A 10030-nucleotide genomic window follows, 5' to 3' on the forward strand; every position below is an offset into this window, starting at 1 on the left:
GCTTTTTTGTTCCACTGGCGAACCACCTGATCCCTAATACTTAGGCATTTTGGCTAACGCTGGTATACCGCCGGCTTTCTTTACTGCTATATCCAGTATGTTCATAAAGGTTTTCTTTTTTTACTAACAACAACAAACAAAATACAATAAATACTTTAAAAATAAAGTTTTGCTTGCTATAAAAATAAAAGCCTCGCTTGTATATTTAAGGCATGAAAACAATGCACGAAAGAATCAAGCAAGCTCGGCTTGCAAAAAAATTAACTCAAGCTGAACTAGCAGATATGCTTGGTGTTACTCCACAGTCTGTACAACAGTGGGAATCAAACACAGAACCAAGAAAATCAAGGCTAACAACATTAGCATTTATCCTTGACGCTGATGTGAACTGGCTTTTATTTGGCAAAACACTCAAAAAGGGTGAGGACCAAGTTCCACCTGATAGCAAGTGGACAACTATTGCGCAATGGGACAACAACATGCTACTAGATGGCGATGAGGTGAAGGTGCGGTTCTTAAAGGATATTGAATTCGCATGCAGCAATGGTGGATGTGTTGATGCGGATTATAACAGCTTTAAGTTAAGATTTTCCAAAGCAACATTAAGAAAAATTGGCGCACCAACTGACGGCTCTACAATTATTTGTTTTCCTGCTAAGGGCGACAGCATGGAGCCAGTTATCCCGGATGGAACAGCAATAGCAGTAGATATCTCTAATAAGAAAATTATTGATGGAAAAGTGTATGTGATTGAACAGGATGGATTAAAGCGTCTTAAATGTCTTTACAGACGCCCGAGAGGAAAATTACTTATCAGAAGTTATAACCGTGATGAATACGAAGATGAAGTTGCAGATAAAGATCAAGTGAACATCATCGGGAGAATGTTCTGGTATTCCGTTTTAGATTATTAAGGTTATGGAATGGACAATTTTAAGATAAAAATAAAACATCATGTTGACCACGTTAAGAGTGCGGGCCAACACTGCACCACCGAAGAAACAACTAAGCAAGCATTAATATTGCCTTTTTTAGATATTCTTGGGTTCAGTCCGTATGACCCTCAAAAAGTTAAAGCCGAGTACGGAGCGGATTTTCCCGGTTTAAAAGCAAATGAGCGTGTTGATTATGCCTTGTTTTGCCAAGGTGTCCCAGTTATGTTTATTGAGGCAAAGGGATACAGCGAAAAGCTAGATAACCACTGTCCTCAGTTATCCAGATACTTTAATTCTACTCCAGAAGTGACTATTTCAGCAATTACAAATGGATTAGAGTGGCGTTTCTTTACCGATTTAAAACAAAAAAACGTAATGGATCTTACCCCATTCTTACGCATTAAAATGGATGAAGTTAGCGATGCGGATGTAGGCCAGCTCTATCGATTTAGACACGATAAATTCAAACCGGAAGCACTAAGAACGCTTGCAGAGGAAAGTGTTTACTTATCCGCTTTTACTAAAACCATCAGCACTAGCTTAAGAGATGTTGATAGTGAATTTGTGAGATACGTTGCCAATAGATCTAATGTCGAACGCCAACTAAATCAGCGCTTTATTGAATCAATCACCCCATTGGTAAAACAAGCTGTTGAGAAATCTGTCAGCGCAATGGTGGTTTCCGGTCTTTCAAATAAACATGTTCCAATTGATGGAGTTCAAGACGAGATAGAACCTCAAGAGAGTCCGAAAGAACCAGATGAGATAGTAGATCTAGATAACCCTAATATTGTTACCACTAAAAACGAATTAACTCTATATGAAAAAGCAAAATCAATAGTCGGGGAATCTGTTGATTTGCAATACAAAGATACAGAGTCTTACTTTGGTATTCTTTATCAAGGAAAATCAAATAGATGGATAATAAGATACTTTGACAAGAAGAATAAACCTTACATCCAGATACCTATTGAGCTAACTGATATATTAGCCAACGAAGTTAATAGAGCTGGATTATCTGCTAATAACTCAAGAATATTTATAGAAGCTCCAGAAGATATATTGAGGATAACAGGTATTATCCTTGATGCTTTTGAGTTTGTTAAAAACGACGATAACTTTAGAAAGAAAGCACAATAATTATACCAGCCACCACTCGGTGGCTTTTCTGCCCCATATCCTTCACTATCATCTAAAAATGTCTAAGCAGTCACATTTCCAACAATCAATAAAAATAAACCCACCTTAAAAACAAGTATTACTTGTTTCAGTGAATTGATTAATGGATAGCAGACTGCATGAGCAGGGCATAACGATTGAGTAATTGATTAAAACGGGTGTCAATTTGCTGACACAGTGCCGGGGAGACCGGGCCGCTTTTTTGTTGTTCGGCCAGTTGGCGCAACAATTCTTCCAATGGCGGCGTGCTCGCCAACGGTTGCTGAATGCCAAATACTATCGATTTCAATTCAGACCCCGTGAGATAACGACCGCGTCTTTCATCCAGCTCATCAAGGCGGGCCGCTAATCGTTGCAGACGCGATTGAGCCAGGTGATAATTTTCCAGTTCAGAGACAGGTAACGCCGTGGCTTCACGTTGCTGTTGCCACTGTTTCTCCATCTCTTGCACCGTTTGGCTGGCCGGCCATAATGTTTGCAGCTGGTGTAATAGCTGCGTCCCATACGTTAATCGCCACAACACAGGCAAGGTCTCCAAACTTGCCAGTTGCGACCGGCTGGCCGCCAGCGTTTTCGCCTGCAACTGATTCAGCAGCACGGCGTTGTCCGGGTGGCGCAACTCAGCAAGTTGCGCCGGGAGCAAGGTCCGCGGCAAAGGCTGCGCGGTCACTTGCAATGCCTGCGCCAGCGGCGGCGCTTGGCGCATCCCTTTCACCCACCAAACACCGGCCGCTGCCAGCGCGCACAACGCGACACCCGCGACAAAACCGTGCCAGACTTTCCCGCGGGACACAGGTAAAGCCCCGACCCCATGGCCCTGAGGGGGGACGCCAGAGACCGTTTCATGCACAACATATATCAGTTGCGGCCGGGAGAGGGCTGTGGGCGTCAAAATAGCATTCCCTCCCGGTTGTACGGCGGAGACCGGGACAACCGGCATCATCCCCGTTTCCGGTTTCAGCCGCTCTAAACGTTGAGCGCTGTTGTGAAGCCACACGCGGAGGCTGTCGAGTTGACTCACATATTTCAGTTCCAGACGTTGAAGCACTTCACACAGATGTTCAAGCACCTTTTCCACCGGGTAAATCAGCGGCAGGTCAATATAGGAGAAAACCGAGGTACGTAACACCTGTTGTAACCGCGCGACCAGCCAGGCCAATATCTCAACCCGTACACGTGTAGATTGCGGCCAGCATTGCGACCATTGATGAGCCACTAACCCCTCAATCAGGGCCAACCCTTCATGCATACCCGCTAATCCGGCCCGTTGTGCCCGGGCCAATGTGTACCAGGCGGCACTTTGCAGTTCTACACCGTTAACCTGAAACAGTGTCAAACAAAGCTGTTCAACTTTAGCCCAGTCAATGTCGGGCCGGGCCGGATGGCTCAGTTTGCTCATTTCGTCTTTCAGTGCGCGGAATTCAGGCCGCGTCCGGGGATCATCCCCGGTATAGACACTATTTTCAGTCATCACTTTATTTTCACCCAGATTGGTTGCTGAAATCCGCATGATTAACGCCGCGGGACAACATCAACGCATTCAACCGTCCGGGCGTCACCCCGGCCCGTTCCGATAACAGCAAGCGGCGGCAAGATAGCCCCACCGCAGATTAATCCATCCGCCCTTGTTGGCGCAGATGGCGAACCAACACTTTCCCTTCCGGGACAAATTCCGTGCTAAAACGCACCCGCCCCACCCCGTTCAGTTCGGCGTTGATGTCATAACGCAAATGCGCCGGTTCAATCTCCGGCAATAACGTCACACTGACCTGCTTCAAGCGGGGCTCATAAGTCAGCAGCGTGTGCTCAATCGTCGCGATCAGGCGTTGTGACGATTCAGGCAACCCTTGCAGGACCGTGCTGAGATCAGGCAGGCCATAATCCGGCAGATGGCTCAGCGAACCCGCCCGGCCATTGAGGATACACTGCATATTGTCCAGTACCGATAAAATCACCTGATTTTCCTCACTGATCTGATGCAAATCCAACCCGCCGCGAACGTTGCCGAACAGGCATTCATACAGGGAAGGCTTGTGGGTTTTCTTTTTCATCAACTTACTCCTTTTCAGGCAACAGAGTCAGGCCGCCGCCATTTAACTCAATGGTACGCGGCTTATCCGGTAACAGCGCCTGGCGCCTGATGATTAGGCGCCAGGTCGCCCCGGCTAAATCGGGATTTCTGAACAGACCCACCACCGCGACATATTTCGCCTGCGCCGCCATCGGCATATTGAGTGAAGCCTGACTACCCGGTTTGACCACCACCTCCCGGCTCGCCAGACAATCGGCCCCGAGTATACGGTCGCCGTTTTCCAGCAAATCCGTGTAATCCGCTTTTTCCAGCGCCCGGTTATCCCGCAACTGATAAACCCGGACCAGCGCAGGGACGGACAGGGCAACACTTTCCCCGCTATCCGTGTTAACCGCGGCCCGGGGCGTAAAATCCAGCCGCGCGGTTTTCACTTGTCGATGAAAAAGGGACTGGGTGACGGAGACCGTGCCGTCGGCGACCGTCTGCGTCAGCCCGCAGCCGGTCAGCAGTAAGGTGATTGCCGCTATCATCGGCGCCGTTTTATAAAAAGCGGTAGTGAACATGGTGTCCTCCGGTGTTTTGATGGCTGTCCGGCGATATGCCCTGATAATCCCCCAGACTCACCGTTATCTTGTCCGGGATTGCCGCCTGATTTTTTTCAGCCTGCAACCCCAGCACCCCGGTCAGCCCCAGCTGAACAGGCTTATCGCCGCCCAGCACCGGCACCGGTAATATTCGGGTCTGAAGGGTCAATTGCAGCCGGGCCCGGTACCGCCAGCCCAGATAAACGCGCAGCAACGTCAACAAATCGGTGTGTAACTGCCCGCCCGGCAGCCAGCCCCGCGCTTCCTCCGGGCAATCCGTGTGCAACGCCAGCAATAACTGGCTGTTGATATCCGTGCCGGCCCTGCCCAGCACGGTACGTTGCGACAGGGAAATCGGCTGCGAGTCTGAAAAACCGGCCGGTTGCCGCAGAGGGATCTGCCGCGGGCAGGCGGGCGTCACCCCGACACGGGTCTGCGGCGCCAGCAACGTCACCAGCGCCGATACCCCTTCCGCCGTCCGGGTCGGCAGGCGCATCACACTGAGCAGCGCCAGAAAACGGGACGCCGGCGTGGCAATCTGCTGCTGACTGCCCGGAATGCCTAAGCCAATCAGTCCCAGTAAACACTGCGATGTTGGGTCACTTCCCCCAGCGGCAAACGTCGCCGGGTAGGAATATTTACGCCAGATACGGTAATACTGGGTCAGTATCCGGTGGTTAAACATATCCAGAAAGGCTTCCACCGCTTCATGCCCTTCCCGGTGTTGCGCGATATCGTTCAGGTAAGCGGTCGGCAACGGGGAATCCACGCCGTACAGCCCCATAAACGTGGTTCTGACTGTCGGGGGGCGATCCGGGTATTCGCCGTCAGTTTCCATCGCTTTCAGCGTACCGGTCGGGAACCCCATCCCCGGATGGGGCCGGAAACGTATCACATCATCGGCGGGATTATCCGTACTGCCCAGGGGGTGCCGATCCGGGGCCATGCGCTCAACGGCCTGACAGAACTGATAGAAATTGAGTGTCGAAATATCGTCCTTTAGTCCGGCCATTAACCGGGAATACACTGACTGTGCTTCTCTTGCCATGACAAGCGCTCTCCTGTGGGTTGTGAGACCAGCGTCAGCCGGTTGAACAGATGGATATCGGTGTACAAGGCAAAAAAGCGACTGAGCATCTCGCCGAACAGACAGATATCCCCGGTCCCGGTAAAGCCGTTGCTGTCCAGCGTGACTTCAATGTGCACCCCCCGTTGCAGACACCCCTGCTCAAACCGCTCGATAAGAGAATGCTTCACCGCCACAATGGCCGCCAGACGGCGATAGTTCATCTCGTCATCGGTCCAGTCATACAGGGCCAGCGTGCCGCGCAACACTTCCGGGTTATCCATCAAACTGAGGAAATTGGAGCCGAGATGACTGAGCACCCGCCAGTGAAAGCGATCCCGGTTTGGCGGATAACACGGCAATGTCGGTTCACGCAGATTACGCACGGTCAGTCCCGCCAACGGGGGAGACACCGCCGTATCCAGCAGCGTCTCCTGCAATGCCCTGCGGGGCAGTTGCCCATGCGTGCCGGTCAGGGTGAGTGACAGATTTTCTGCTTCACGCGATCCCTCATGATTATCAATCGCCTCCCCGCCCAGAATCAGCCAGGTGTCGTACAAACCCGACGGCCCCTGTTTTACCCGGGTATGGTAGTAACGCGCCGGCGCGTCATGGCGCAGCATACCGCCCTGGTGGCGAAAACTACTGAAGGGCACATACGACTGGTGATCACTACGCTTCGAGGACACTACCGCATCCACCGAATAAATCTCGGTATGCCCGTCCTGAAGGCGCATCGGGCGCAGCAAATACTCCGTTTTCAACGGTGACAGCGGCAACGGATCGGATTCCAGCGGGAACAGGTTAATCACCGGCACACAGTGCAAACGGATATGCGCCGCAGAAAACGGCCTCTCATGAGGCCAGCTTTCACCCAGCACCACATCCAGTTCAAACCACGGCGTCCTGTCGGGTATAGTCAGCTGTTCCAGCCCACACAACGCGACAAACATGAATTTCTCACGGAAGGTAAAATACTCCAGCAGCAGCTGATAACCACTGAACGCGCTGTCCCCTTTCGGCCACAGCCTTTCCTCATCGCCAAATCCCAGCGGGGAGAATCCCCCGTCAAACGGCCGGCGGTCGGGCTGACCGGGCAGACGCAGATACAGCTGTTGCGTCTGAAGCGTCAATGCCCGATGTAACGCGCAGGCCAGCGGGCTGTCCGCGCTCAGGTACAGCGGCAACCGACTCAAATCAACCTGGCGCCAGTCCACCTGCGTGCCGCAATCAAAACGCAGGCGAATGACAGCCCGGCCATCCGGCTCAGATTTAAGCGAAGCGTCAGTCAGCGCCAGCGGCAGCAACTGAACCGCCTGCGTGGTGGTATAGCGGCACCGGGTCTGTTGCGGGCCGATCGGCTGCGAAAGCACCTCAAAGCCCTTGTTCACCTGCGCCGGATTTTTCAGCTGTTTCAACTGTGCCCAATCCGCGCCCAGTTCCACAATGGACAGGGAAGGGATGGTACGCAGGTAATGCGGCCACAGCAAACTGACCAGCCCTTCCGTCAACTCCGGCAAGTCATCATCCAGCTTCTCGCGCAGGCGGCCCATCAGAAAGGCAAAGCCTTCAAACAGACGCTCCACATAGGGGTCACGGGTACCGACGCTGTCCAGATTGAGCAGAGCCGCCCGGTCAGGATGGGCTTTGGCAAACTCGTTGCCCGCGTCACGCAGGTAGCGCATTTCTGCCTCGTAATAGCGCAGGATTAAATCATCCATCGAATTGTCCTCAAATAAACCGTTCAGAATAAACACATTGGCGAGGGTAAAACGGGTCGAACCGGGATAAAAGTGTCATGCCGTATTCCAGGGCCATCAGCCACACAACACCGCCGCCCTGACCGGATCAATCGCCACCAATCCGGCCAGCAATGTCTCCCTGCGTTGGGCCGTCAGCGCCTTATCCTGTTCACTGCGTTGGGCTTTCATCCGCAGCAACTTAAGTTGCCGGGCTTTCACCTCAAACATCAGCGCCGGTTCCCACTCACTCAGACCCAACGGCTCGCCGGCGTCCAGCTCCGCAAGCAGATGCAACGCCATCTCATTTTTGCCGTACTGTTCCGCCACCCGCGCCATCAACAAGCGCTGGAGCCAGCGGGGACGCCCCCCCACGATCCCCGGTAATTGCCCCAGCCAGCGCAACGCCGCCTCAATACCTTCACTGTCCGCCAATTGTAACGCCTCCGCTTCCCGCGCCAGGAGGTCATGCTCACCCGGTGCCGGCGGGGCGTCCGGTAATCCGTGGTCCTGGGCCGCCATCACGTCCCGCGCTATCCACTGACCGGTCACCTCATCGGCAAACGGTGTCCCGTCGTTATAGGCCAAATTCTCCAGCCCCGGCAGACGATCAAGCAGGATGTTCAGATCCTGTTTCACAATATCCGCCCAACTTTCATCAGGATGGCCCAATTGGCTTAATGCCTGACAGAGATACCACTGTAAATCGAGCCAAAAGTGGTTAACCCCTGCCGCGAACATCCGGTCGGCCTGCGCCAACAACTCACGCCAACTTTGTTGCCGGTAGAGCCGTTTCAGCCGCGCCCGGTATTCCGTACGAGGCGGCGCCAAACGGGTCAGTCCGGCGGTATCCTGCGGCGGTAACTGATGAACGGTATCCCAGCGCAGACTTTTCATCAGGCGATGACTGGATAACCACCCTTGCGGTTGATCACGCAGATAACGCGCCAGTTCACGCGCCTGTTCCAGCAAATCACGCCCGGACTGCACGGGCCGTACGCCGGGTGACGGCCCGTCACCGTTCGCCGACGCGGTCTGTGCGATAGTTTGCGGCACCACGGCGTCAACCCCGCCCGATTGGGCCAGACGGGTTTCCAGGGGGCCCGCCAGCCCGGCGAGGGTGGGACGAGCCGCCGCGTCCCAGCCGGCAAACACGTGTTCCAGTAACGCCAGCGCGGCCAGCACGCGTTCAAAATCGGCGCGATTCACTTCCGGGTAGCGGGATAAACTGGCCTGAACTTTGCCCCCGGTCAGCCACACCAGCGCCGCCTGACGGCGGCCTGCCCGATGGGGTAGCAAGGTTTCGCCAAAACGGTCCGCCAGCGCGGCTAACAACGTCAGCCCCTCAGCCAGGCCGTTTTCACCCTCCTGATGCAGACGCGCCCAGACGTAATAGGTCGCCACGCGAACATCTTTGCAGCAGGTCGTCAGCAGTTTTTCCGCCAATTGACAGATAAGGGCCGTATCAATGCCACTGAGTTTATTGACCTCCTCACGCATGCGCTGAAAATCATCGTGATGCGCCGGATCCTCCCCGGTCGGCGCCTCCGCGCTAATGGGCAACAACCACGTCGTCCACCGTTCGGTCTGCTCTCGGGCGAGGGCCAACACATCACGCTCACCCAGACAGGTTGTTATCAATCGTTGCAACATGAGTCCTCCGTCAGGTCATCGTCATCGACCGGTGAGATGACCGGGTTATCACCCGGTGTCGTGTCAAAAATCTCTTTCGGCAGGGTAAATCCCCGCAGTTTCAGCAACGCCAGCGGCCCGCGGCCCATTTCCGTGCGTAATATCCAGGTCACCGGTAAACCGTCCGGCATAGTGAAGGTCAGCCGGTAACGGCTTTCATCCCACTTTTCTGCTTTCGCCCGCGCCAGCCAGCGAATGAGCCCCCAGGTTCCCGAATAATCACCGAACAGCCGCGCCCCGGCATTGACACTGGTCCAGGTCAGCATCACCCCCGGTTTATACGTCTCTCCCGGCCAGCGAAAACGCTGCCAGCTTTCCATCTGGTTGAAGTAACGCAATTTCTGCCCGTCTATCGTCAGGTCGGTTTCCACCACACCCCGCGCCGCGCGCGCCCGCAGTTCAAACCGCAGTCCCTGACTGCCGTCCGCAAACAGCACATCCGATAACTGACTGAGCTGATTCACCGCTTGCAGGAAACGCGGGTTAACCTGCAACCCCTGACCGTTCACGTTATCCGGCACCCAACGGTTACCCGCTTTATGCAGCACCCCGCCTAACTGGCGCGTCAAAAACTGCTCAATGCGCCCGGTGTCCGGGCGGATAAACTGCCCCAGCATCGGCAATGAAATGTCACTTTGCCCACCGGCAAACGGGTAGCGACCGGCAAAGGCGGTATTCCAGTTAGCCACGATGGCTGTCTGCCACTGTTCATTTAAACTTGCCGCTGCCGGTTTCAGTATTCCCTGCCATGCCTGATTTAACGGCTGTACGAACATCGTCTGACCGAAACCGCGCCATTGGTC

Annotated in this window: 9 protein-coding genes; 2 read left to right on the forward strand and 7 right to left on the reverse strand. The window is 53.8% G+C overall.

Going from position 1 to position 10030, the window contains the following annotated elements:
• Window positions 1-212 precede the first annotated feature (212 nt).
• Together LGZ98_RS22050 and LGZ98_RS22055 are read left to right on the forward strand one after the other, a co-directional pair.
• A complete protein-coding gene (locus tag LGZ98_RS22050) occupies window positions 213-914 on the forward strand; it encodes an XRE family transcriptional regulator (RefSeq protein ID WP_113043419.1) in 702 nt (233 codons plus the stop codon).
• A gap of 9 nt (window positions 915-923) precedes the next feature.
• A complete protein-coding gene (locus tag LGZ98_RS22055; protein ID WP_113043420.1) occupies window positions 924-2075 on the forward strand; it encodes a type I restriction endonuclease in 1152 nt (383 codons plus the stop codon).
• 139 nt (window positions 2076-2214) lie between these two features.
• Here the strand turns inward: LGZ98_RS22055 and LGZ98_RS22060 are convergent, their stop codons facing one another.
• The 7 genes from LGZ98_RS22060 to LGZ98_RS22090 all read right to left on the reverse strand — a co-directional run.
• A complete protein-coding gene (locus tag LGZ98_RS22060) occupies window positions 2215-3624 on the reverse strand; it encodes a VasL domain-containing protein (protein ID WP_262978592.1) in 1410 nt (469 codons plus the stop codon).
• 100 nt (window positions 3625-3724) lie between these two features.
• Complete coding sequence (gene tssE, locus LGZ98_RS22065; protein ID WP_113043421.1) at window positions 3725-4165, reverse strand: type VI secretion system baseplate subunit TssE; 441 nt, start codon at window positions 4163-4165, stop codon at window positions 3725-3727.
• Between the two features lie 4 nt (window positions 4166-4169).
• The gene (gene tssJ, locus LGZ98_RS22070; protein WP_228899686.1) at window positions 4170-4709 is read right to left on the reverse strand and encodes a type VI secretion system lipoprotein TssJ; all 540 of its coding nucleotides are present in this window, start codon (window positions 4707-4709) and stop codon (window positions 4170-4172) included.
• Window positions 4687-5778: a type VI secretion system baseplate subunit TssG gene (gene tssG / locus LGZ98_RS22075; RefSeq protein ID WP_113043423.1), complete on the reverse strand. Its 1092-nt coding sequence runs from the start codon at window positions 5776-5778 to the stop codon at window positions 4687-4689. The genes tssJ and tssG overlap by 23 nt, the downstream gene beginning before the upstream one ends.
• A complete protein-coding gene (gene tssF / locus LGZ98_RS22080) occupies window positions 5742-7517 on the reverse strand; it encodes a type VI secretion system baseplate subunit TssF (protein WP_262978593.1) in 1776 nt (591 codons plus the stop codon). The genes tssG and tssF overlap by 37 nt, the downstream gene beginning before the upstream one ends.
• 96 nt (window positions 7518-7613) lie before the next feature.
• Window positions 7614-9188 carry a type VI secretion system protein TssA gene (gene tssA, locus LGZ98_RS22085; protein WP_262978594.1) on the reverse strand — a complete coding sequence of 525 codons (1575 nt, stop codon included), beginning with the start codon at window positions 9186-9188 and terminating at the stop codon, window positions 7614-7616.
• Window positions 9173-10030, reverse strand: an 858-nt coding sequence (locus LGZ98_RS22090) for a type VI secretion IcmF C-terminal domain-containing protein (protein ID WP_315902002.1), incomplete at its 5' end; no start/stop codon positions are given. The genes tssA and LGZ98_RS22090, both read right to left, overlap by 16 nt.

Source organism: Photorhabdus kayaii (genome assembly GCF_025384895.1).
In the GTDB taxonomy this organism is placed as follows: domain Bacteria; phylum Pseudomonadota; class Gammaproteobacteria; order Enterobacterales; family Enterobacteriaceae; genus Photorhabdus; species Photorhabdus kayaii.